At 32.7% G+C, this 24,801-nt stretch carries 20 protein-coding genes; 12 read left to right on the top strand and 8 right to left on the bottom strand.

Going from position 1 to position 24,801, the window contains the following annotated elements:
- Positions 1–18 precede the first annotated feature (18 nt).
- From HNP35_RS18310 to HNP35_RS18360, 11 genes are all read left to right on the top strand, one after another.
- Positions 19–2,181: a TonB-dependent receptor plug domain-containing protein gene (locus tag HNP35_RS18310; protein WP_184165260.1), complete on the top strand. Its 2,163-nt coding sequence runs from the start codon at positions 19–21 to the stop codon at positions 2,179–2,181.
- 20 nt (positions 2,182–2,201) lie between these two features.
- Positions 2,202–3,611: an HmuY family protein gene (locus HNP35_RS18315; protein ID WP_184165257.1), complete on the top strand. Its 1,410-nt coding sequence runs from the start codon at positions 2,202–2,204 to the stop codon at positions 3,609–3,611.
- A gap of 280 nt (positions 3,612–3,891) precedes the next feature.
- Positions 3,892–5,370: an SGNH/GDSL hydrolase family protein gene (locus tag HNP35_RS18320; RefSeq protein ID WP_184165254.1), complete on the top strand. Its 1,479-nt coding sequence runs from the start codon at positions 3,892–3,894 to the stop codon at positions 5,368–5,370.
- Between the two features lie 89 nt (positions 5,371–5,459).
- A complete protein-coding gene (locus tag HNP35_RS18325; RefSeq protein ID WP_246453583.1) occupies positions 5,460–6,788 on the top strand; it encodes a GDSL-type esterase/lipase family protein in 1,329 nt (442 codons plus the stop codon).
- 1 nt (position 6,789) lies between these two features.
- Positions 6,790–8,472, top strand: a complete 1,683-nt coding sequence (locus HNP35_RS18330; protein ID WP_184165248.1) for an MBOAT family O-acyltransferase — start codon at positions 6,790–6,792, stop codon at positions 8,470–8,472.
- A 375-nt stretch (positions 8,473–8,847) separates the two neighbouring features.
- On the top strand, positions 8,848–10,212 hold the full coding sequence (gene ffh, locus HNP35_RS18335) for a signal recognition particle protein (RefSeq protein ID WP_111363229.1): 1,365 nt from the start codon (positions 8,848–8,850) through the stop codon (positions 10,210–10,212).
- A gap of 129 nt (positions 10,213–10,341) precedes the next feature.
- Positions 10,342–11,229: a bifunctional 5,10-methylenetetrahydrofolate dehydrogenase/5,10-methenyltetrahydrofolate cyclohydrolase gene (locus HNP35_RS18340; protein ID WP_184165244.1), complete on the top strand. Its 888-nt coding sequence runs from the start codon at positions 10,342–10,344 to the stop codon at positions 11,227–11,229.
- A 219-nt stretch (positions 11,230–11,448) separates the two neighbouring features.
- On the top strand, positions 11,449–12,375 hold the full coding sequence (locus tag HNP35_RS18345) for a magnesium transporter CorA family protein (protein ID WP_184165241.1): 927 nt from the start codon (positions 11,449–11,451) through the stop codon (positions 12,373–12,375).
- Between the two features lie 397 nt (positions 12,376–12,772).
- Entirely contained in the window at positions 12,773–13,387 is a 615-nt protein-coding gene (locus HNP35_RS18350) for a hypothetical protein (RefSeq protein WP_184165239.1), read from the top strand.
- Positions 13,388–13,391: 4 nt separating this feature from the next.
- Positions 13,392–13,682: a winged helix-turn-helix domain-containing protein gene (locus tag HNP35_RS18355; protein WP_179007906.1), complete on the top strand. Its 291-nt coding sequence runs from the start codon at positions 13,392–13,394 to the stop codon at positions 13,680–13,682.
- A 59-nt stretch (positions 13,683–13,741) separates the two neighbouring features.
- Positions 13,742–15,133 carry a DUF4173 domain-containing protein gene (locus tag HNP35_RS18360; protein ID WP_184165237.1) on the top strand — a complete coding sequence of 464 codons (1,392 nt, stop codon included), beginning with the start codon at positions 13,742–13,744 and terminating at the stop codon, positions 15,131–15,133.
- Positions 15,134–15,225: 92 nt separating this feature from the next.
- Here the strand turns inward: HNP35_RS18360 and rluF are convergent, their stop codons facing one another.
- From rluF to HNP35_RS18385, 5 genes are all read right to left on the bottom strand, one after another.
- Entirely contained in the window at positions 15,226–16,065 is an 840-nt protein-coding gene (gene rluF, locus HNP35_RS18365; protein WP_184165234.1) for a 23S rRNA pseudouridine(2604) synthase RluF, read from the bottom strand.
- Positions 16,066–16,172: 107 nt separating this feature from the next.
- A complete protein-coding gene (locus HNP35_RS18370) occupies positions 16,173–16,520 on the bottom strand; it encodes an antibiotic biosynthesis monooxygenase family protein (RefSeq protein ID WP_184165231.1) in 348 nt (115 codons plus the stop codon).
- A 67-nt stretch (positions 16,521–16,587) separates the two neighbouring features.
- The gene (locus HNP35_RS18375) at positions 16,588–17,445 is read right to left on the bottom strand and encodes an alpha/beta fold hydrolase (protein ID WP_184165228.1); all 858 of its coding nucleotides are present in this window, start codon (positions 17,443–17,445) and stop codon (positions 16,588–16,590) included.
- Between the two features lie 165 nt (positions 17,446–17,610).
- The gene (locus HNP35_RS18380) at positions 17,611–18,390 is read right to left on the bottom strand and encodes a zinc ribbon domain-containing protein (protein WP_184165225.1); all 780 of its coding nucleotides are present in this window, start codon (positions 18,388–18,390) and stop codon (positions 17,611–17,613) included.
- 3 nt (positions 18,391–18,393) lie between these two features.
- Positions 18,394–19,488, bottom strand: coding sequence for a Nif3-like dinuclear metal center hexameric protein (locus HNP35_RS18385; RefSeq protein WP_184165222.1), 1,095 nt, complete (start codon positions 19,486–19,488; stop codon positions 18,394–18,396).
- Positions 19,489–19,586: 98 nt separating this feature from the next.
- On the opposite strand from HNP35_RS18385, the gene lpxK reads away from it, so the two are divergent.
- Positions 19,587–20,639, top strand: a complete 1,053-nt coding sequence (gene lpxK / locus HNP35_RS18390; protein WP_184165202.1) for a tetraacyldisaccharide 4'-kinase — start codon at positions 19,587–19,589, stop codon at positions 20,637–20,639.
- On the opposite strand, the gene HNP35_RS18395 is transcribed toward lpxK, so the two are convergent.
- The 3 genes from HNP35_RS18395 to lipA all read right to left on the bottom strand — a co-directional run bounded on the left by HNP35_RS18395 (position 20,623) and on the right by lipA (position 24,787).
- Entirely contained in the window at positions 20,623–22,794 is a 2,172-nt protein-coding gene (locus tag HNP35_RS18395) for a tetratricopeptide repeat-containing hybrid sensor histidine kinase/response regulator (RefSeq protein ID WP_184165200.1), read from the bottom strand. The genes lpxK and HNP35_RS18395 overlap by 17 nt on opposite strands.
- A 26-nt stretch (positions 22,795–22,820) precedes the next feature.
- Entirely contained in the window at positions 22,821–23,819 is a 999-nt protein-coding gene (gap, locus tag HNP35_RS18400; RefSeq protein WP_184165198.1) for a type I glyceraldehyde-3-phosphate dehydrogenase, read from the bottom strand.
- A 101-nt stretch (positions 23,820–23,920) separates the two neighbouring features.
- On the bottom strand, positions 23,921–24,787 hold the full coding sequence (gene lipA, locus HNP35_RS18405; RefSeq protein WP_184165195.1) for a lipoyl synthase: 867 nt from the start codon (positions 24,785–24,787) through the stop codon (positions 23,921–23,923).
- Between the last annotated feature and the right edge of the window lie 14 nt (positions 24,788–24,801).

Raw genomic sequence — 24,801 nt, forward strand, 5'->3', positions numbered from 1 at the left:
TAAGACTCAATAAAAATAATGAAAATTAAAATTACCCTTTTTGCTGCGCTATTAATAAGTGCTTATTCTTTTGCTCAGCAGAGAGATACTATAAAAGCACAGGAGAAACTGTCTGAAGTTGTTGTGACAGGACAATTAGAGCCTCAATCAATTAAAAAATCAGTTTTTAATGTTCGAGTAATTTCAAAAGAGAATATAAAACAGCTTGCAGCAAATAATCTTGCTGATGTTTTAAATCAGTATTTGAATATAAGTGTGACATCTAGTGGCGAAGATGGCCGTTCGACGGTTTCAATGTTTGGACTGGATTCTCAATATTTTAAAATCTTAATAGATAATATTCCTTTAGTAAGTGATACTGGAATGGGAACAAACGTCGATTTAACACAGGTAAATCTGGATGACGTCGAGCGAATCGAAATCATCGAAGGATCTATGGGGGTTACTCACGGGGCAAATGCTGTAACGGGTATTTTAAATATTATCACAAAAAAAGGTGGCGGATATAAATGGCAGATTTCTGCAACTCTTCAAGAAGAAACAGTTGGAAGTGAGTATTCTCTTTCTAATAAGGGACGCCATATTCAATCTGCAAAAATTGGGCATAATTTTAATGAGCACTGGTTTGTTAATATTGGAGGAAATCGTAATGATATGGATGGTTTTTATGATAATAGAAAAGGAAAAGATTACGACCAAAATGATGGTTTAAGAGGATACAGACAGCTTCCGAAAGAACAATTGGTAGGAAATGCGACTCTTGGATACCAAAAAGATGCTTTTAGAATCTTCTACAAATTTGATTATTATGGTGAAGATGTTCACTTCTATAGTCCGATTTTAATTCCACAGGATAACTATCCTTTTCCAGAAACGTATTTTACAAATGATAAGCGATATATAACAAATCGTTACTATAATCACCTAAATGCAAGTGGGAAATTATTCTCAAAATTGAATTATAATATTTCAGCTTCATACCAAAAACAGGCGCGAGATCTAGAAAAATTTAATTATCAAATAGAAACTCATAACGAATTTGATAATAACAGAGAAACCTATCAGTCAAAAGAAGTTTGGTATTCAACGGGAGCGATTAGTAATCTTTTCAATAGTAAAAAAGTTGATTTTCAGTTAGGTTACGAAATCACCAATGAAAATGGTTATTTTGACGCTACTGCAGGAACCTTTAAAGATGAAAATCAGCAATTTAAAGACATACGAAAAAGACTTGAAAATTATGATATTTATTCGGTTGCAGAAATTGGTGTAAATGAGAAATTTTCCCTTCGACCTGGACTACGTTTTTCATTTCAATCCGCTTTCGACAATCAATATGCCAGTTCATTAGGTCTGAGATATCTTTTTACTAAAGGATTAGAAGCGAGAGCTTCATTAGGAAAGTCTTACAGAACTCCGAATTTTGATGAACTTTATACCTATTTTGTAGATTCTAATCACAATGTACAGGGTAATCCTGATTTAGTTCCTGAAAATAGTACTTCTTACGAAGTTAGTTTTAAAAGAGCTTGTTATTTTGATTCAGGTGCACAAATTTCTAATAATCTAGCGGTAACATTTTTAGATGTTGATGATAGAATTGATATGGTTCTAATTCAGAGTCAGCCAACTTTAGCTTATAAATATGTAAATATTAATAAGTACAAAATGTGGAACATTTCGACTATCGAACAATACAATTATAAAAACTGGAATGTTATGTTTGGTGCTGCGGTAGTTGGTATTTCTAGAAAGCTTGATTTAGCAGCCTTAAACGTAGTATCTGATGATAAGTTTTTATATTCTTTAAGATTAAACTCGAGTGTCTCTTATAATATTTCTAAATGGAACACTTTATTGGCTCTTTATTATAAGTATAATGGAAAGACGCAACAGTATGCTGCTGGAACTGGTACAGACGGAAAGACAGCATTTTTCTTAAATACACTTGAACCTTATAGCATGATGGATGCTTCAATTAGAAAAGGATTCTTTAAAAATCAATTTGAAGTTACAGTTGGAGCCAGAAATATTTTTAATGTTACAAATTTACAATCTATCCAAAATGGTGGTGGAGGCGATTCAACAGGAGGGGCACACGGTCCTACGAGTTCTGATATCATGTTAGGATACGGACGCTCATACTTTCTTAAACTTACGTATAATCTAAATTTTAATTAATAAATCAATAACTCAAGAACATGAAAAAGAACTTTATTTTAATACTATCGTTTGTATTACTTGCTATTGGAGCTTGTAGTAGCGATGATGAAGTAGCTCAAGCAAATGCAGTAGCTTTTGCTTCTACGTCGTTAAATTTATCGGCAGAATCAACGCCGATTGAAATTAAATTTGCATCTCCAACTGCATCTGCAGGATCGTTAACTTTAACAGTTACTGAAACTGCGGTAGCAAATGGAACAGATTTCAGCACTACACCAGCAGTAGCAGCAAATACTGTTGTAGTACCTTTTGATAAAAATGTTTCTTCTGTAAGTTTTACTTTCAAGAAATTAAAAGAAGCTATCGAAGGTGAAGTTAAAAATGTGGTTTTCACTATTAGCAGTGTAACTATCAATTCTACAATTTCTGAAAACAAATCAATTCAGGTAAACTTCAATGAAACGGCTTCTTTAGGAAATGCTTTAGCAGCAGAAGTTGGTGGTTCAACTCAGCCAAATCAAGTTTTTGTTGATTTAAGCAGTGGGAAATTAACAAACGTTTTAAGAACTTCTTGGGATCTTGGTTTCTATTCTGGAACAGATTTTAGAGTAGCTTTAAACAGTTCTGTAAAAATGTCTGCTAAACAAACTACTAGCACAAATATTGACGAAGTTCAAGTAGAAGATGCAACGATGATCATCAACCAAGGTCAAGGAAATGCATCACAAATTGATGATCCAGCTGGAGATATCTCTAAAACAACAATTGCAGCAGTTTCTGCTACAGATTCTGATAATAAAGTATACTTGATAAACATGGGAAGTAATCCATCTACAACTAAACCAGCAAATGGTTCTGAAGGTTCAGCAGGTGGAACTTCTAGAGGTTGGAAAAAAGTTAGAATTTTAAGAAGCGGAAACGATTACAAAGTTCAATATGCAGATATTGCAGCTACAACTCACGATGAGATTATTGTTACTAAAAATGCTGCTTACAACTTTACTTTCTTAAGTTTATTAGATAAAAAGGTAGTAAGTGTTGAGCCTCAAAAAGCACAATGGGATATTAGTTTTACAACTTTTACAAACATTATTCCAGGTGCTACGCCAATTCCTTACTATTACCCAGATTTTGTTTTAAACAACTTAAAAGGTGGTGCGAAAACATATCAAGTACTTACAAGCGCATTTACTTATGATGCATTTACGTTAGCAAATGTTGACAATACTAAATTTACAGATGACCAAAGAAATATTGGATCTAACTGGAGAGGTACAAGTGCTACAGGTGCAGATGGAATTCCAGTTTCTGCTTTTGTGTTAAGAACAGATCGTTTCTTTGTAATTAAAGATCCAGCAGGAAACATTTATAAATTGAAATTTACAGGTGGTGCAAGCGCAACTGGAGAAAGAGGATTCCCAACTTTCCAATATGCAATGCTAAAATAATTTTAAAATGAAAATCTAAAAAATATAAAGATTATTCATTCTAATATATAATGCGCAAGGCATTAAAATTTAGTTAATCATTAGCTTTGTTTTTTTTATTTTTTTTTGATTTAGAGGTTAGATTTATCTAACCTCTTTTTTTTGTTCTACTTTCTTACTAAATTGAATTAGAAACAAAATGTTATTCTATCTTTGCACAAATTTTTTCTGCAATAAGTTAACAATTATTTAATTGGTTTAATTTTTGAATGCAGACCTTTATACTTTTATAATATTTTAAGTGAATACAAAATCTTATTTCTTTCAGTCTTTTGCAATTGTTGCGTTAGCGCTTGTTGCTTTTATTGGGTTCAAACAAATCCTTCCGGACAAAATATTTTCAGACAGTAAATTAGATTCTAAAAACATATTAATAGACAGTCTGCTTTTAGAGTCTGTTGCTAAAGATTCTCTTGCTTTGGATGATGATAGTATTGCCGAAAGTGAAAGAGAATTAAATAATCAGAAAATTGTTTTTGATCAGACAGAAGGAATCGAATTTCCTGCTGAAACTTTTGAAGATTATAAAGGTTATCAATACTTGATTTCTTTTTATGAGAAATTATATCAGCTAGAAAAAAATCCGCAGAACAAAGTTAGAATTGCTTATTATGGAGATTCAATGACCGATGGAGATTTAATCGTTCAAGACGTTCGTAATAATTACCAAGAACGTTTTGGAGGAAATGGAGTTGGTTTTGTTTCTATTACTTCAGAATCAGCTGCTTCGAGAGGTTCTGTAAAATCTACTTATTCTAAAAACTGGAAAACACAATCGTACTTAAATGTAAAAAGACCGACAAGTCCGTTTGGTGTAAACGGTCATGTGTTTTTTGCGAATGATAAATCAAATCCAACTTGGGTTCAGTACGAGGCAGGTCTTAACAAATATTCTACTTCTTTAGACAATGCAACTTTATTTTACGGTCGCGCTTCTAAAACAGGAAAAGTGAATTTTATTATTGGAAAAGATACTATCAAGAAAAGTCTTTCTCCAAATAATTTAGTCAATACATTGAGAGTTTCTTCAGGAAATTTGAAAGCATTTAAAGCCAATTTCGTTCAAGCAGATTCTATTCCGATTTACGGATTTAATTTTGATAATGGAGCAGGAGTTCACGTAGATAATTTTTCTCAAAGAGGAAATTCAGGCCTTCCGATTTCAATGTTCAATGCCGACGTAATGAGAGCTTTTAATAATAATCTGAAATACGATTTGATTATTCTTCATTACGGAACAAACGTTTTGAATTACGGAACCAAAAATTATTCTTGGTATGAAAAAGGAATGACCAAAACCGTAAATAAAATTAAAGAATCTTTTCCAGGAGTATCAATTCTAATTGTTTCTACAGCAGATAAATCGACTAAATATGATATGGAAATGAAAACCGATTCTGCCGTAGTTCCTTTAATGAAAGCACAAAAACATTATGCACTTGAAACTCAAGCAGGATTTGTAAATTTATATACCCTAATGGGGGGTGACGGTTCGATGATAAAATGGGTTGATGAAACACCAGCAAAAGCCAATAAAGATTACACGCACTTTAACCAGCGTGGAGCAAAAGCAATTGGTAATTTGCTGTACGGACAATTAAATAAAGGATACGAAGAATACAAAGTTCTCAGACAAAAAAGAGATGCTGAAGGGACTAAGCCAAAACCAGTAAAAAGAGCCAAATCCGATTCCGTTTCAATAACAAAAGACAGCTTATGATAAATAAACTAATGGTCTTTTTTTGTTGTCTTTTTTTTGCAACAAATGAAAAACCTCCCAAAAAAGATGTACATCCAATACCTAAAAGTATGATTCAAAAAGTGGATACCGCAGCGATTGAAGCTCCTTCTGATGGTCAGATTTATAATGCGAAAGTTTTACAGGATTTCTTCAAAAAATTAGAAGAAAATGAAAATCTTAAAAATCAAAAAATCAATATTGTTCATATTGGAGATTCTCATATTCAAGGCGATTTGATGACTAATGAAATCAGAAAAAATTTGCAACAGAAATTTGGAAATGCTGGACGAGGGTTGGTTTTTCCATATCAGTTAGCAAAAACAAACGGATCTTATAATGAACGTTTCAAATCGAACAGAACTTGGGAGAGTTATAGAAATATTCATCCATTTAAAAGTTGTCCTGTTGGTTTAAGTGGTATCGGACTTTGGAGAAACACTGGCGGATTTGTGATGGAAATGAATGTGAAAGATCCGGCATATAAATTCAATACCATAAAAATTATAACGCCTCAAAATCAGAATATGTTTGATTTGGCTGTTTCATCTAAAATCAATTCGATTCAGACAACAGAGCGAAAGGTCATTACGCATAAAATTAAAAAAGGCGAAGTTTTGGGAAGCATTGCAGATAAATACAATGTTTCGATTGAAGAAATTAAAAGAGACAATCATTTAAAAGGGAATAATATTCGCGCTGGAAGAACTCTTAAAATTGCAACAAACGAGACAAGATCAAAAACAGTTTCAATGTCGGAATTTGTGCCGTTAACACTAGAATCAGATTCGTATACTCATTATTACAATTCAGAAAATGCTTTAAGCCGAATTTTTCTGATTCCGAATAAAGAAGCTTCAGACTTTGAGTTAAACGGAATTGTTTTAGAAAAAGATGCTCCAGGAATTCTTTATAGCGGAATAGGTGTAAACGGAGCTAAATATTCAGACTATAACAAATATCCTTTGTTCTTTGAACAATTAAAGGCATTGCATCCAGATTTGCTAGTTTTTTCGTTAGGTACAAATGAAAGCTACGATCATTTAGATGCGGCAAATTACATCCAAGAATTGCGTGAGTTTATAGCCAATATTAAAGCGCAGAAAATAGATGCGCCAATTATTGTTATGACACCGCCACCTTCATTATTGAGAAGAAAACCAAATACCTATATTGATGATTACACACGAAAAATTATCGATATTGCTCAAAAAGACGGTTTTGCCGTTTGGGATTTATATGATGAATTTGGTGGAATGAGCGGTATCAAACAATTAAAAATTCAAGGATTAATTGGTCCAGATTGGGTTCATTATTCTAAAAAAGGATATGAGAAACAAGGTAATTTGTTTACTCAGGCGTTTTTAAAAGCATACGATAATTTTAAATTAAAGAATTAAGTTGACAACAATAGATAGCATTAATAATTGGTTCATTCAAAATTTTGGTGCAATTACAATAGAACAAGTTAAAAGTTGGTTTGTTTACAATGAAGACGAAAAACTTTTATTTAATACTGGCTTATTCTTAGGCCTATTTTTGGTTTTCTATTTTGTGTATGGTTTTTTACGCAAAACATTTTATTTGAGATTAACATATGTTATTCTCTTCTCATTATTCTTTTATTATAAATCTAGCGGAATTTATTTTCTGTTATTGTTACTTTCATCGGTTGTAGATTATGGTTTAAGCCAGATTATTTATAAAGAAAGCCGAGACAGTGTAAAGAAATTTTATTTGGTAATAAGTGTGATTTTGAATTTAGCTTTGCTGGGCTATTTCAAATACATGAACTTTTTGATTGTAACATACAATGATATGTTTCATGGTAATTTTGCGCTTCACAATGTTTTTCTTCCTGTTGGAATTTCGTTCTACACTTTTCAATCAATGAGTTATATTATTGAGATTTACAGAGAAGAAATCAAACCGACAAAAAATTACATAGAATATTTATTTTTCGTATCGTTCTTTCCTCAATTAGTTGCAGGTCCAATTGTACGCGCGAAAGATTTCTTGCCACAGATTTATCAAAAATTAAATCTAACTCGACAAGATGTAAACAACGCTTTGTTTCTAATTATTGGAGGTTTAATAAAGAAAACGGTAATCTCAAATTATATTTCGGTAAACTTTGTCGATCGTGTTTTTGATACACCGTTGAGTTATACTTCTTTTGAAAATTTAATGGCATCTTACGGTTATGCAATTCAGATTTATTGCGATTTCTCGGGATACTCAGACATGGCAATCGGTATTGCATTATTGTTAGGATTTAAATTGCCAGCCAACTTTAGAACGCCATACAAATCAACTTCGATTACCGATTTCTGGAGAAGATGGCATATTTCGCTTTCGACTTGGTTGAAAGACTTTTTATACATCTCTATTGGAGGAAACCGTAACGGTTCTTTTGCAGGCTATTTATTTCCGAGTTTATTTTTCTTCGGATTATTGCTTTGGGGAATTTCAAATTATAACGAAAGTGTCATTCCGCTAATTGTTGCAGGAAGCAGTATTTTGGTTTTCTGTTTGTCATTTTTACTTTCAAGTAAAATCAAACAAACATTGGTAACCAATTTCAACTTGTTTACTACAATGCTTTTAGGAGGTTTGTGGCACGGAGCAGGAGCGCAATTTATTGTGTGGGGAGCATTGCACGGATTAGCTTTGGCAGTTCATAAAATATTCATGGAATTCTTTCCTTCTAAAAAAGATAAAAGCCCAAATTTCTTGTGGAGATTTTTCTCGATCGTAATCACATTCCATTTTGTGGTTTTCTGTTGGATTTTCTTCCGTGCAAGAGATTTCGAAACAGCATTACAGGTAATTAATAATATCGGACAATTGACATTCGAGCCAGAACTTTGGAAAACAATTGTTCTCGGATATAAAAATGTATTCGGATTAATGTTATTCGGTTATGTTTGGCATTTCTTGCCAGAAACTTTCACAAACGGAATGAAATCGGTTTTTGATAAAACACCGATTTTAGTAAAAGCAATAATTTTAGGTTTCGTTTACTGGATTGTTTACGCAACAGCAGTTGCAGGTTCACAGCCTTTCATATATTTCCAATTCTAAAGTAAAGGTTCAAAGGGATAAAGTTACAAAGGTGCAGAGGTTTTTCTTCTTGCGCCTTTTTTTTGTTTTTGTCACGGATTAAAAAGATTATTGTTTCACGCAGATTCTGCAGATTTTGGCAGATTTTATTTTTTTAGTTTTTAAATAATAATCTGCTTAAATTTTTTTAAATCTGCGTGAAAAAACTTTGCGACCTTGTGAGCAAAAAATAATTTGCAAAATCTGCGAGAGAAAAAATAAATTCGAGAAATTAGTGAAATTCGTGGCTAAGAAAAAACTTTGCGCCTTTGTAACTTTATCCCTTTGAACCTTAAAAAATAAATTGCCTGAAATATCTAATTAGATTATCTTTGCACTTCAAATAAAGAAAATAGTATGTTTGATAATTTAAGTGATAAGTTAGATAAAGCGTTCCATATATTAAAAGGACACGGTAAAATTACAGAAGTAAACGTTGCCGATACTTTAAAAGAAGTTCGTCGTGCGTTACTTGATGCCGATGTTAACTTTAAAATTGCTAAAGATTTTACAGCTAGAGTAAAAGATAAAGCAATTGGACAGGACGTATTGACAACCTTACAGCCAGGACAATTATTAGTAAAACTGGTAAAAGATGAGTTGACAGAATTAATGGGTGGAGATGTTGCTGGTGTAAACTTATCAGGAAATCCAACTGTTATTTTGATGTCAGGACTTCAAGGTTCTGGTAAAACAACTTTCTCAGGAAAATTAGCAAACTTCTTAAAAACTAAGAAAAATAAGAAACCACTTCTTGTAGCGTGTGATATCTACCGTCCGGCGGCGATTAATCAGTTGCATGTTGTGGGAGATCAAATAGGTGTTGAGGTTTACTCAGAACCAGAAAATAAAAATCCTGTAGAAATTGCTCAAAACGCAATCAAACACGCTAAAGCAAACGGATTCAATGTTGTTATCGTCGATACAGCAGGACGTTTAGCAGTAGATCAGGAAATGATGGACGAAATTGCACGTGTACACAAAGCAATTCAGCCGCAAGAAACATTGTTCGTTGTAGACTCTATGACAGGACAAGATGCTGTAAACACAGCAAAAGCTTTCAACGATATCTTGAATTTTGATGGAGTTATTTTAACGAAATTAGATGGTGATACTCGTGGAGGAGCGGCGCTTTCAATCAAATCGATTGTAAACAAACCAATTAAATTTGTTGGTACTGGAGAGAAAATGGAAGCAATTGATGTTTTCTATCCAGAACGTATGGCTGAGCGTATTTTAGGAATGGGAGACGTTGTGTCTCTTGTTGAAAGAGCTCAGGAACAATTTGATGAAGAAGAAGCAAGAAAACTTCAAAAGAAAATCGCTAAAAACGAATTCGGTTTTGATGACTTCTTAACACAGATTCAGCAAGTAAAGAAAATGGGTAACATGAAGGATTTGGTTGGAATGATACCAGGCGCTTCAAAAGCCATGAAAGACGTAGAAATCGAAGATGATGCTTTCAAACATATCGAAGCAATTATTTATTCGATGACTCCAGCTGAAAGAAGCAAACCAGCAATTATCGACGTAAAAAGAAAAGCCAGAATCGCAAAAGGTTCGGGAACTAAAGTCGAGCAGGTAAATCAGCTGATGAAGCAGTTTGACCAAATGAGCAAGATGATGAAGATGATGCAAGGCCCAGGCGGAAAAAATCTGATGAAAATGATGGGAGGTATGAAAGGGATGCCGGGTGGTATGCCAGGAGGAATGCCGAGATAAAATAAAAAAAGTTTCAAGTTTAAGGTTTCAAGTTATGAGACTAAAATTTGAAACTTTTTTAATTACATAAAAATTTAAGTTCCGTAAATAACTTGAAACTTTAAACCTGAAACAAAATAAACACAACACATGCAGCTACTAGACGGTAAAAAAACATCTAACGACATTAAAAACGAAATTGCAGCCGAAGTTCAATCTATAAAAGCAGCTGGAGGAAAAGTGCCTCATTTAGCAGCGGTTTTAGTTGGAAACAATGGAGCAAGTTTAACTTACGTAGGAAGTAAAGTAAAATCTTGTCAGGAAATCGGATTTGATTCTACTTTAGTAAGTCTGCCAGAAACTATTACTGAAGACGAACTGCTTGCAAAAATTAAAGAATTAAACGAAGATGATAACCTTGACGGATACATCGTTCAGTTGCCTTTGCCAAAACATATCGACGAGCAAAAAATTCTATTAGCAATCGATCCTGATAAAGATGTTGACGGATTCCACCCAACGAACTTTGGACGTATGGCACTTGAAATGGAAAGTTTTATTCCAGCAACACCGTTCGGGATTATGGAATTGTTAGAGCGTTATAAAGTTGAAACTGCAGGAAAACATACAGTAGTAATTGGAAGAAGCCATATCGTAGGACGCCCGATGAGTATCTTAATGAGCCGTAAAGGAAATCCTGGTGATTCTACAGTTACATTAACACACAGCCGAACTAAAGATTTAGCAGAATTTACTAAAAATGCTGATATCATCATCACAGCTTTAGGAGTTCCAGAATTTTTAAAAGCAGATATGGTAAAAGAAGGCGTAACAGTTATCGACGTTGGAATTACACGTGTAGACGATGCATCAAACGCAAAAGGATACGTTATCAAAGGTGACGTTGATTTTGACGGAGTAAGCAAAAAAGCGGCATTCATTACGCCAGTTCCAGGTGGAGTAGGGCCAATGACAATTGCAATGTTACTTAAAAATACACTTTTAGCTCGTAAAATGAGAAGCGCAAGAAATAAATAATTTCTTCTTGAAAAATATTCAAAACCCGTTCATTTGAACGGGTTTTGTCGTTTTTAATATATAATTAATAGTTTAAAGTTTTACTTCTTAAAAATAAAGGATACTTTTGCAGCACTTTAAAAAACACTTCTCCAAATGGACGATTATTATTATTCGTTAGTATTAAATTAAGCAGCTTTTGAAATTTCAAAATGCTGCGTTAAAACCCTGTATTTTGAAATGAAAGCCTTTTACACAAACAAAAACGGATTAGTAGAAATCCAAAAATGGACTTCAAATTGCTGGATTCACATCGAATCTCCAACAGAATCAGATAAAAATTACTTACTAGAAGAACTTCAGGTTCCTGAAGCTTTTTACAATGATATTGAGGATATCGATGAAAGACCTCGTATCGAAATCGAAGACGGCTGGACGCTTATTATTATGCGAATTCCCGTTAAAAGCGGTGATGTCAAAATCCCTTTTCATACCGTTCCTCTCGGAATCATTTTTAAAGATGATGTATGTGTTACCATCAGTTTTTATAAAACAGAAATAATCAAAGATTTTGTTGCTTACTCACAACGAAAAAACATCGAAATAGAAGACAATTTCAATTTGGTGCTAAGATTACTTTTATCATCAAGCGTCTGGTATTTGAAATATCTGAAACAAATCAATCATAAAATAAAATTAGCAGAAGATAATTTAGAGAAATCGATCAAAAATGAAGAATTACAAGCGCTGCTTCAAATCGAAAAATGCTTTGTATTCTTTATCACTTCATTAAAAGCAAATGACGTTTTATTTCAAAGAATTAAAAATCTAAAAGCGCACAAAGCCAATTACGATCCAGAATTATTAGAAGATGTCGAAATCGAATTAAATCAGGCACAAGATACTGCCAATATTTACAACAACATCTTAACCGGAATGATGGATGCTTACGCTTCTGTAATTTCTAATAATATGAATACGATCATGAAACAGATGACGTCTATCTCGATCATCTTAATGATTCCGACTTTAATCGCCAGTTTGTACGGAATGAACGTGCCAAACGGTTTAGAAGAAAGCAAATACGGAATTTGGATTCTGCTTTTAGTTTCCATTATTCTGTCTTCATTCGGAGTCTTTTTATTCAAAAGAAGAAGATGGTTTTAATTTTAAATCTCACAATAGTAAAAGCCTGTTCGTTAAGAATGGGCTTTTTTGTTTTTATAATTTGGGCGTGACCCCGACCCGTTGAGAGGGCAAACATACTTTACGCTTATACGCCCTCTCAACGGGTCGGGGTCGGGCTATCCGCGCTACTTCGGTAGCTAGCTCCTATCCCTCACGCAATCTCGTTTAATAAGAAAGTCTCTTTCCTGCAAGGTTTTGAAAACCTTGTAGGTATATTTCGAGGTTTGCAAGATTTTTTTTTATTCAGATACAATCTCAAACCTACAAGGTTTTCAAAACCTTGCAGGAACTTACCTTCCTTAATTATAATTTTTTTTACTTTTTTATTTGTCAATTCAAAATAAATAATAACTTTGTAACGCAAAGTACTTTAATTATGAATCAAAAGCACCAAGAAGATTTAGCGCATATTCGTTCCATGATGGAGCGTTCTTCAAGATTTATATCATTAAGCGGACTTTCGGGAGTCTTCGCTGGACTTTCGGCTTTAATTGGCGGAATATATGTTTATGAGCTTTTCAAACTGAACGGCATCGAATATTTTACAGACGAACATGTAATATTATCAGGAAGCTTGGTTTCAGAATTAGTTTGGACTGGAGTAATAATTTTAGTTTGCGCCTTTGTATTTGGAACTTTTTTTACAGTTAGAAAAAGCCGAAAATACAATTTGCCAATTTGGACTTCTGCCACAAAAAATATGTTATTGCATTTGGCAATTCCACTTGCAGCTGGCGGAATATTCTGCTTGGCTTTAATCTATCATGGATATTTTGGTTTAGTAGCGCCATCAACATTAATATTTTACGGATTAGCGGTAATAAATGCTGAAAAATATACGTTCACTGATATTAAATATTTAGGATTTTCGGAACTAATTTTAGGATGTATTTCACTTTTTTATATTGGTTATGGATTAATATTTTGGATCATTGGATTTGGAATTTTACATATTATATACGGATTAGTGGCATTCAAAAAATACAAATAATTGAATGGGAATTATTGACAAACTAAATAAAGATTTTGAAAGCCGTGTCAGATTAGGTATTATGTCTATTCTGATGGTTAACGACTGGGTAGATTTTACCGAGATGAAAACCCTTTTAAATATCACCGATGGTAATTTAGCGAGTCATTCTTCTGCTCTTGAGAAATCGGAGTATATAGAGATTAAGAAAGAATTTGTTGGCAAAAAGCCCAAAACATCTTATCAGGTAACACCGCTAGGCCGAGCGGCGTTCAAAGAACACCTTTCTTATCTTGAAAAATTAATGAAATCTTAGAAACTAAAATTTTTTACCTAAAAACTTTGAAATACAAAGTACTTTTAAAAACTAAAATCATGAAAAAACATCAAATTATCTTCGTATGCACAGCAGTTTTTGCAATGCTTTTTTACAATCAGGCTCCTGGAATCAATGTTTCTATTTTTGGGGTAACCTTAACATTGTTAATTAGTTATTTCTTTCAGGAAAAGTTTGTAGACCGATCACATTTATTGCTCGTAATGACCTCTATTTTATCTTGTTTTGCTTTCGCATGGTACGGCGATGCGGCTTCCTTTTTTGCTTTAGCTTTATCAATTCTGATTTTGCAATTCAAGACGCAAGATGGAGAACTCAAAACCATTCAAGTTTTTCCTTTAATAGTTTTAAACGGAATTACTTCTTTAGGGCGAATTTTTATATTCCAGCAATGGCTTCCTGAAAGAAAAATACATAATGATTTTGCCAAGAAATTAGTTGCTTTTGTGGTAATTCCACTAATATTTTTAGGATTGTTTTTCATCGTTTATTCTTTCGGAAGTAATCATTTCTCTTCATTGTTTACAGATTATACTTTAGATATAGATATTTTTCAATTGGTGTTAATCAGTATACTTGGTTTTTACATTTCGTTCAGCTTTTGGAATTATTGGGTTCCAGATGTTTGTTATCAATACAATTCTAAATTGAGTAATACTTTTACGAATGTTTCTGAAGTAAAAAATCAAAGCACTTTTTCTTTTTTAGATTTAGACTTTGAAAGAAAAAGTGGCGTAATTACATTGCTTTTATTGAATATCATGCTTTTAGTTTTTATAGGAACCTATAATTATGAACAGTTTTTCGAAGTTGTTGAAAAAAATAATTTAAGTTCAGATACACACGAACGTGTAAATGCAGTAATTTTTTCGATTCTAATGGCAGTCGGTGTAATTATGTTTTATTTCAAAGGCGGTTTCAATTTTGATGAAAAAGCATCTTCTTTAAAGAAACTAGCAAAAATCTGGCTTGGATTAAATGTGGTTTTGATCATTAGCGCTATTATTAAGAACTCAGAATATGTTTCTTTCTTCGGTTTAACCTATAAAAGGCTCGGCGTTTATGCTTTTCTAATTTTGGCAATTATCGGATTGATTGTTTCATTTCAAAAAATCGCCAAACAAAAAACGAATGCTTTCTTGTTTAATCAAATGATTTGGTATTTCTATGGAACAATTCTTTTGTGCAGTTATATTAATTGGGGAGGACTAATTACGAATTATAATATTTCCGTAAACAAAGGAGTAGAGCCAGTTTTTCTAAGCGGATTAAATTTTAATGATGATGCACGCCGAGAATACTTTGAGAAAAATAATTTAGACGGAAAAAATGCTGAAACAATAAGAGAAGAATTGATTTCTTATTATCAAAATGAAAAGTTTTTGGGTAAAGCGCTTTACTATGAATTTTTAAATAAAGAGAAAAAGTAAATTTGTAGATAAGAAAGCTTCATAAAAAATAAACAGAATTATAAATTCTTAAAAAAAAAATCCCATTCGTTTAAAATGAATGGGATTTTTTTTTATTTGTTATCTCCTCTTTTTCTAAATCGAGGATCATTTTTCGAAATATAAGGAGTTCTTCTGCTCGAATTTCCAATTGAATTTCTATTTGGAGCTTCTACTTTCGGCAGACTCGCTTCTTCTGTTTTGCTCGAAGGTTCAATTAATTGATTCAGTTCTTTAATTTCAGCATCCGTTAAATCTCGGTATCTTCCAACGGGAACATCCAAAGAAATATTAATAATTCGGATACGTTTTAGTGCCGTAACTTCATAACCCAAATATTCAGACATTCTTCTAATTTGTCGGTTCAATCCCTGCGTTAGAATGATCTTAAAAGTATATTTACTGATTTGTTCTACTTTACACTTTTTAGTAACGGTATCCAAAATCGGAACTCCATTTCCCATTCTTTGTATAAAACGATCAGTAATAGGTTTGTTTACCGTAACCGTATATTCTTTTTCGTGGTTATTTCTGGCGCGTAAAATCTTGTTTACAATATCACCGTCATTGGTCATAAAAATTAATCCTTCACTGGCTTTATCCAGTCTTCCAATTGGAAAAATACGTTTAGGATAGTTAATATAATCGACAATATTGTTTTTAACTTCAAGATTGGTTGTACATTCAATTCCAACAGGTTTGTTGAATGCCAGATAAATCATTTTTTCGTTTTTCTCAACGATTAATTTCCCGTCTACTCGGACTTCATCATCAGATGAAACTTTAGTTCCCATTTCGGGTACGGTGCCATTTATTGTTACGCGTCCTTCTTCAATTAATTTATCTGCCTCACGACGAGAACAAAAGCCCGTTTCAGCAATAAATTTATTAAGACGTTTTAAATTCTCTTCCATACTGCAAAAATAGGCAAAAAAATGATTTTAGTTTTTAGATTTCAGTTTTTAGATTTTTAAGAAAAAAACTTAGAATCTTAGTAGCTTAGAACCTCAGTATCTTTTTCCTAAGAATCATGAAAAATCGAACTATCTTCAGGAGTTTCTTTTCTTTCAAACATGCCATAATCGCGAACAACAGTTGCAATTCTTAAATGATAATCTTTAAAAACTTCATTTCTGCCTTTTGCTTGTGCGTTGCGATGCATTTCTAGATTTCTCCATTGCTGAATACTTTCTTCATCTCTCCAAAACGATAAAGACAAAATTTTTCCCGGATCAGCTAAACTCTGAAATCTTTCTATAGAAATAAAACCATCAATTTGACTTAACTCTGGTTTTAAGTTTGCGGCAATATCTAGATATTCCTCTTTTTTTCCTTCATTCGGAATTACTTCAAAAATTACAGCGATCATTTTAATTGTTGATTTTAGAATTCAGATTTTAGATTTTTGGAAAAAACTTTGTCACTTTGAACCTTTGTTACTTTGCATCTTCAAACAAAAACTCAATTACTTTATCGTACAACTCGTCGTCATGCATTCCGTGACCTAAACCACTGGTTTCAACAAATTGGCTATTTTTCCAGTTACTGGCTATTTTTTTCCCTTCGGCGAAAGCCACAATATTATCTGCGGTATCATGAGCAATAAACCCAGGAATAGTAAATTGAGATGCAAATTTTTGTCCTGAAAAATCTTCAAGTTTAAAATTAAAGCGATTTATAAATTTAGTCTCTAATAGAGGCAGCATTTTTCTATTCAAACTCAACATTGCAATATAATTGTCAATTAAAGTTTTTAGATCTGATGGAGCGCCCAGAATAACCATTTTATTAATGCTGGTATTTGGAAATAAATATTGATGATACACACAAGCGGCACCACCAATAGAATGTCCGATAATAATTTCTGGCTGATATTTCTCGACTGCTTTATTAATAAATTCAGCGTAAAGCGGAACATTAAATTCTTTTCCGCTGCTTTGACCATGAGCTGGGGCATCAATGGCGATAATAGTACTTCCAGATTTTTGAAGATGTGGTAAAGTCTTTTTCCAACGTGAAGCATTGCTTTCCCAACCGTGAACTAGTAAAATTTTGGTTTCATTTCCTTTCCAAATATAGGTTTGAAAATGATGTTCGTTATGATGGAAAATTTCAGTTTCAGTATGTCGCAAAACTTTTGGAAGTTTTTCTTTTTTTAAGCGTCCAATTCGAGGTTGGCTAAAAAGGGCATATGAAAGTTCCATCGCTTTTTGCGGACGAACGTAGCTCAAAAAGTTTATGTAAGATCCAACTGATTTTAAGGTAATAAAACGAATTCCTTTTTTAATTTTCAAAACTTAAATTTTTTCTAAAGGTAAAAAAAGGTCTGCCACGAATTACACAAATTATCACGAATTTTTTATTCGCACTATTACAGATAAAAAAAATAATTAGTGAAAATTAGTGGAATTAGTTGCAAAAAAGCAAAAAAAAGTCCCGATTTAATCGGGACTTTGTATTTAGAATTTTGCGAACAATTCTTCCATTTTTTCTTTCTCTTCTTCTGCTAACTGAGTGTCAACTAAGATTCTTCCAGAGTGCTCATCAGTGATGATTTTCTTTCTTGAAGCAATTTCAACCTGAGTTTGAGGTGGAATTGTAAAGAAAGATCCCGCAGAAGCTCCTCTTTCGATAGAAACTACAGCTAATCCGTTACGAACACTGCTTCTGATTCTGTTGTAAGCTGCCAATAATCTGTCTTCGATTTGTGCAGCATATTCAGCAGATTTCTCAGTTAAGAAAGCTTCTTCTTTCTGAGTTTCAGCCATAATAGCATCCAATTCAGATTTTTTATGTTTTAAGTGAGAGCTTTTAGCATCAAGTTTTTCTTTTAAATTAGAAATAACTTCTTTTTTGTGCTCGATAGAAGCTTTCATCTCTTTGATTTGCTTTTCAGCTAATTGAATTTCTAATTCTTGAAACTCAACTTCTTTTGTCAAAGAATTAAATTCTCTGTTGTTACGTACTGATTCTTGTTGTTTTGTGTACTTTTTGATAACCTCTTTATGCTCCTCAATAGCAATTTTCTTTGCTTTGATTTGCTCCTCAATCACTTCAAGTTCACCTTTCAGTTTCTCTGAACGAGTGCTCAAACCTGCAACTTCATCTTCTAAATCTTCAACCTCTAAAGGAAGTTCTCCTCTAACGTTTCTGATTTCGTCAATTCTAGAGTCAATAAGCTGTAAATCGTATATTGCTCTTAACTTGTCCTCAACACTTAATTCTTTCGTATTCGTCATATTTTATAAGTACTTAACTGGATTTGTATTTTCTTCCGATAAAATGATTGCAAAATTAAGAATTTTTTTTCGAAGAAAATCAACAATATAGTTTTTTGTATAGCGTTCACTCTCAAAATGACCAATATCGGCCAAAAGTAACTTGTTTTCAGCTTCATAAAACTGGTGATACTTCAAATCGGAGGTCAAAAAAGCGTCGGCTCCAGCTTGAATTGCATTTTTTATAGCAAAACTTCCAGACCCTCCAAGCACGGCTACTTTTTTGATTTTTTTTCCTAGAAAAACAGAATGACGAATTCCGTCTGAGATCATTTTATCTTTCACAAAATGAAGAAAATCTTTTTCATCCATTTCATTTTCAAATTCGCCAACCATTCCTAAGCCGATATTTTGATGCTGATTTTGTAGATCGTAAATTTCATAAGCGACTTCTTCGTAAATATGATTGGCAAAAAGTGCTTTTAAAATGCGGGATTGTAAATGCTTTTCGAAGACAACTTCGATTTTAATTTCTTCTCCGGTATGTAATTTTCCCTTTTCTCCAATTACTGGATTGCTGTCTTCATTTCCCTGAAAAGTAAAAAATCCCTGAGTATTAAAACTACAGTTGTCATAATTACCAATTTTTCCTGCACCGGCTTCAAATAAGGCGTTTCTAACTTTATCGGCATTATCCGGAACAGTAAAAGTGACTAGTTTTTGAATGAAATTATTTTTAGGAACTAATATTTTAGTGTTTGTCAATCCTAAAGCATCACAAAAAATTTTATTTACGCCTTGCGAATGATTGTCAAGTGCTGTATGAACGGCGAAAATGGCAATATCATTTTTAATTGCTTTCAGAATAGCACGTTCCACATAATTTTTACCCGTAATTTTCTTAATTCCAGAAAATAAAATTGGATGAAAACAAACAACCAAATTGCAGTTTTTTGAAATAGCTTCGTCAATTACATTTTCCAACGCATCGTGGCAAACTAAAACACTGGAACATTCGGTTTCTGAGTTTCCGACTAAAAGTCCAACATTGTCAAAATCTTCGGCGTAAGCCAAAGGTGCCATTTCTTCTAGAACGGATATGATATTTCTGATTTTCATTTTGAGTTTTGTTTCAAGTTTTAGGTTTCAGGTTTCAAGTTCTTTGACTTGTGCCAAAACCTAAAACAAATTAACGAAAAAAATTATACTTTCGTAAAATGAACTTACTTCGAAAAATACTTTTCCCTTTCGCCATTTTGTACGGATTTATTACTTCAATTCGTAATTTTCTTTTTGATAAAGGAATTTTAAAATCAACTTCATTTGATGTTCCTGTTATTGCAGTTGGAAACTTGAGCGTCGGCGGAACTGGAAAAACACCACAGATAGAATATTTGATTCGCTTATTGGCAGATAAATATCAGCTTGCTACTTTGAGTCGTGGTTACAAAAGAAAATCGGAAGGTTTTGTTTTGGCTAATGAAAATTCGAATGCAGAAATACTTGGCGATGAACCATTTCAGTTTTATCAAAAATTTCCATTTGTTATGGTTGCAGTTGATGCCAATCGAACAAATGGTATTAAAGAATTGCTTTCTCAACAAATTACGCCAGAAGTTATTCTTCTGGATGATGCATACCAACACAGAAAAGTAAAAGCAGGTTTTTATATTCTCTTGACTGCTTTTGATGATTTATACGCAGATGATTTTATGCTTCCTACAGGAAATCTTAGAGAAAGCAGGAGCGGAGCAGAAAGAGCGAATATTGTTGTTGTTACTAAATGCCCAAAAGATTTATCTGAAGAACAGCAAATAGAAATAAATCAAAAACTAAAATTAAATTCTTCTCAAAAACTTTTTTTTACATTCATAGATTATGATGAAGTGATTTTTGGCAAAGAGGAAAAAATTGAAGTTGCAGAAATCAAATCAGAATCAAAATTGCTGTTGGCTGGAATTGCAAAACCAAAACCTTTTTTTGATTATCTAAAAAATGAAACTGACGAATGTTTAACTTTTCCAGATCATCATCATTTTTCTGATGCAGATTTAGATACTATTCTAAGTAAAGCAAACGGCAAAAAGATAATTACAACCGAAAAAGATTACGTTCGTTTAAAAGACTCCAAACTAGTTTCGCAATTGTATTATTTGCCTATAAAAAGTACTTTTATTAATAACGCTAAAAGTTTTGATTCAGCGATTTTAGAGTTTGCGAAACAAAACTTAGAACCTCAGAATCTTAAAAAAATTAATCAAAAAACTTAGCAATTGTACAGTAGAATTCGTCTGGGACAAAAGGTTTTGTTATAACGTCATTCATTCCGAAAGAAAGTAGCATATCTCGATTTTCGTCAAGCGAAATTGCGGTCAATGCAATAACGGGAGTAGTTTTATCAAATTCTCGAATCAATTTCGTAGCTGTAGTTCCGTTAATTCCAGGAAGGTGGACATCCATTAAAATCATATCAAAACGCTTGATTTTTAAAAGCTCGACAGCATCTTCTCCATTATCTACAATTTCGCAGGTAATGTTTTTATTTTCGAGCATTTTTCGAGTTATCATTTGATTGATTTTATTGTCTTCAATCAATAAAATAGACTTGTCCATCAATTGTTTGTCGCTGTATGGTTTTACTTCCTCTATTACTTCCAAAGGTTCGTTATTAATTTTAAAATTTAACTTAAAGGTAAAAGTAGAACCTTTACCAACTTCACTTTTTAGCTTTATTTCTCCTCCTAATAGTTCAATTAATTTTTTTACAATTGTGAGTCCTAATCCGGTTCCGCCGTATTTTCTGTTTACTTCTATAGATCCTTGCGAGAAACTTTCAAAAACAGTTTGAAGTTTGTCTTCAGGAATTCCGATTCCGGTATCTACAATTTCAAAGTAAACGGTAGCATATTCATCTTCTTGCGAATACAACTTTGCAATAACATTTACGTGTCCGTTTTGCGTAAATTTTAATGCGTTGTTAATTAAGTTTAGTATAATTTGAGACAACTTAGTTGGATCGCCCATTAAATTATCTGGAATCGAGCTATCAATTTCTAAGTTAAAATAATTCCTGTTGGCAGTTGCTAATTCTTTTAAAGAACTTTGAATATTAAAAAGCAGTTCTTTTAGATTAAAACTGATATTTTCTACTTCTACTTTAGTCGAATCAATTTTGTTGACTTCGAGAATTTCATTGATAAAAGTAGTTAAGTAATTTCCAGAAAACTTTAAGGATTCTAAATACTTTAATTGCTTTTTCTTCGGATTATCTTCTAGTAAAATGTGCGTAATTCCATTGATCGCATTCAAAGGCGTACGCAATTCGTGACTTACCGTAGATAAGAATTCAGATCTGGCTTTTGAAGCTTTTTCGGCTTTATTTTTGGCTAAAATTAATTCTTTATTTTTTTCTCGAAGCAGTAAATTATTCTGATTTCTAATGATATTGTTCTTGTACAAAGCCAAACTCAAAAGCGATAAAATAGAAATTAATGCAATAGCCAAAATACTTACCAGTTTCGAATAACGATAAGTTTTCAATTGAAATTTTTCTTCGCTTTCCTTTTTTATAGAATTGTTTAAAGATTGGTTTTTCTTGAACTTTTCGAATTCATTCAAATCAACTTTGGCATTTTTTAATTTTAAAAGATAATTTTCAAGCTGATAATGTTCGTCTAGATAAGAATAAGCCAAATCATAATTTTTGGTTTGTTTGTAGTATTGGCTTATGGCTAAAACAATTTTAGATTTTTTTACAAAATCGTTGTTCTTAGCATTGTATTCGAGTGCATTATCAAGATAAATAATAGCAGAATCGTTCCTTTTTAGCTGTGTTTCTATTAAGCCTAATTGATAGTAAGAATCTGCTTTTGTTTTAATTAAAGCGCTATTATCGGGCTTTTTAGTGATTTTTTGAAATGTTTTTGCCGCTAAAGGAAGATTATTATTGGTCTTTAAGGCCATTGCAATCTGATAATTCAAAACATCAGCATGGTCTTCAATATTTAATTCTTTTAATAATTGCTGAGCTTTATCATAATAAATAGCGGCCGTTTTATAGTCGCCTTTTGCCGTATTGGTAAGACCAATATAATGCAATGCCAAAACTTTTGTACAGCTTGGTTTTAATGTATCAAATAGAGAAACCGTTTTATGAAAGTTCTTTAAAGCGTCTTCAAATTTTCTTTGATTGTAATAAATTTTGCCAAGTTTTAAAGTTTGGATGGCTAAATTTTCTTTTTTGCCATTTACTTCACAAAAATTAATTGATTTCTGAGTGTAAAATACTGCTTGACTGAACTTTTTATTGTTGAGATTGTAATTGGCTAGTTTGTTGTAATAGGTAACGCTGTCTGTATTCTTTTTGACTTGAGAATACAAAAGCGAGTTAAAAAAACAAACAACAATAAAAAGATAGTATTTCATGTATGGCAATGCTTTTACAATGAATCTTATTTTTTTCTTATTAGTAAAATTAAATCAATCAATCTAGATGAATAGCCAATTTCGTTATCGTACCAGCCCACAACTTTTACCATTTTATCGATAACCGAAGTTAGCTGAGCATCAAATAAACAAGAATGTCTGTTGCCGATTACATCAACTGAAACTATTGGATCTTCTGTGTAATCTAATATTCCTTTTAAATTTGTTTTGGAAGCTTCTTTAAATGCATTATTTATTTCTTCAATAGTAACAGCTCGTTTTACATTGAAGGTAATATCTGTTAATGAACCGTCTGGAACTGGAACACGAATACCGCATCCGCCCATTTTGTTGTGCAATTTAGGAAAAATTTTTGTTAAAGCCTTAGCTGCACCTGTAGTTGTTGGAACAATTGACTGACTTGCTCCTCTTGCACGTCTTAAATCCTTATGCGGCTGGTCGTGAAGGCTTTGGTCAGTTGTGTAAGAATGAATAGTTGTAATATATGCTTGCTCTATTCCGCATAACTCCTCGATTATTTGTATCATCGGGGCGGCGTTATTTGTTGTACAGCTAGCATTAGAAACTATATTTTCGTTTCCATCCAAGATATTTTCATTAACTCCAAGAACGACAGTTTTTATAGTATCAACTTCTGAAGGTGCAGAAAGAATAACTTTTTTAGCTCCAGCTTCTAGATGTGCGTTTAATTCTTCGTGAGTTTTGTATTTTCCTGTCGATTCGATAACAATATCAATCGATTGTGATTTCCAATCTAAATTTGAAATGTTTTTTTCGTGAAAAAAGAAAAAATGCCTTCCGTCTACAATAATGCTGTTTTCATCATGACTTACTTCAAAAGGTAAAACCCCATGAATACTATCATATTTAATTAAATGCGACATAGTTTTATTGTCGGCAATGTCGTTAATGGCAACAACTTCGATTTCAGGATGATTCAGAAGAAGACGAAATAGATTTCTTCCTATTCTTCCAAATCCATTAATGGCAATTCTTGTTTTCAATTATTTGGTTTATTCGTTTAACCGTTGAAACCGTTTAATTGGTTAATCGTCAAATGTATCAGGGACTAAACGATTAACCAATTAAACGATTAAACTTAAATTTATAAAATGTGTTTTTGTGCTTTGTAAGAAGAACGAACAAGAGGTCCGCTTTCAACATGTCTGAAACCTAATTCAAGACCAAATTGTTCGTATCGAGCAAACTGTTCAGGTGTAATGAATTCTTTTACAGGAAGATGTTTTTTACTTGGTTGCAAATATTGTCCAATAGTAACTACATCTACGTTAGCATTTCTTAAATCAGTCATAGTCTGAAAAACTTCTTCTTCTGTTTCTCCAAGACCTAACATAATTCCAGATTTAGTTCTATTGATGCCTTTTTCTTTCAAATAACGCAGAACTTCTAAACTTCTGTCATATTTAGCCTGAATACGAACTTCACGAGTTAAGCGACGTACCGTTTCCATGTTGTGAGAAACCACTTCAGGGTTTGCCTCGACAATACGATCTAGATTTCTTTCCATTCCCTGAAAATCAGGAATAAGAGTTTCAAGAGTAGTTTGAGGATTCATTCTACGAATCGCTCTAACAGTTTCCATCCAAATAATAGAACCTCCGTCTTTCAAATCATCTCTGTCTACGCTTGTAATAACGGCGTGTTTAATGTTCATGATTTTAATAGAACGAGCTACTTTTTCAGGTTCATCCCAATCTACCGTTTCAGGTCTGCCTGTTTTTACACCGCAGAATCCGCACGAACGAGTACAGACATTTCCAAGAATCATAAAAGTCGCAGTTCCTTCACCCCAGCATTCTCCCATATTTGGGCAGCTTCCAGAAGTACAAATGGTATTTAAACTATATTTATCAACTAAACCTCTAAGTTCAGTATATTTTTGTCCGATGGGTAATTTTACTTTTAACCACTTAGGTTTTGTGGTCGGTATATTTTCAGCGACTGTTTCCATATATCAATAATCAA

The sequence above is a fragment of the Flavobacterium notoginsengisoli genome, from assembly GCF_014207905.1.
GTDB classification, from domain to species: domain Bacteria; phylum Bacteroidota; class Bacteroidia; order Flavobacteriales; family Flavobacteriaceae; genus Flavobacterium; species Flavobacterium notoginsengisoli_A.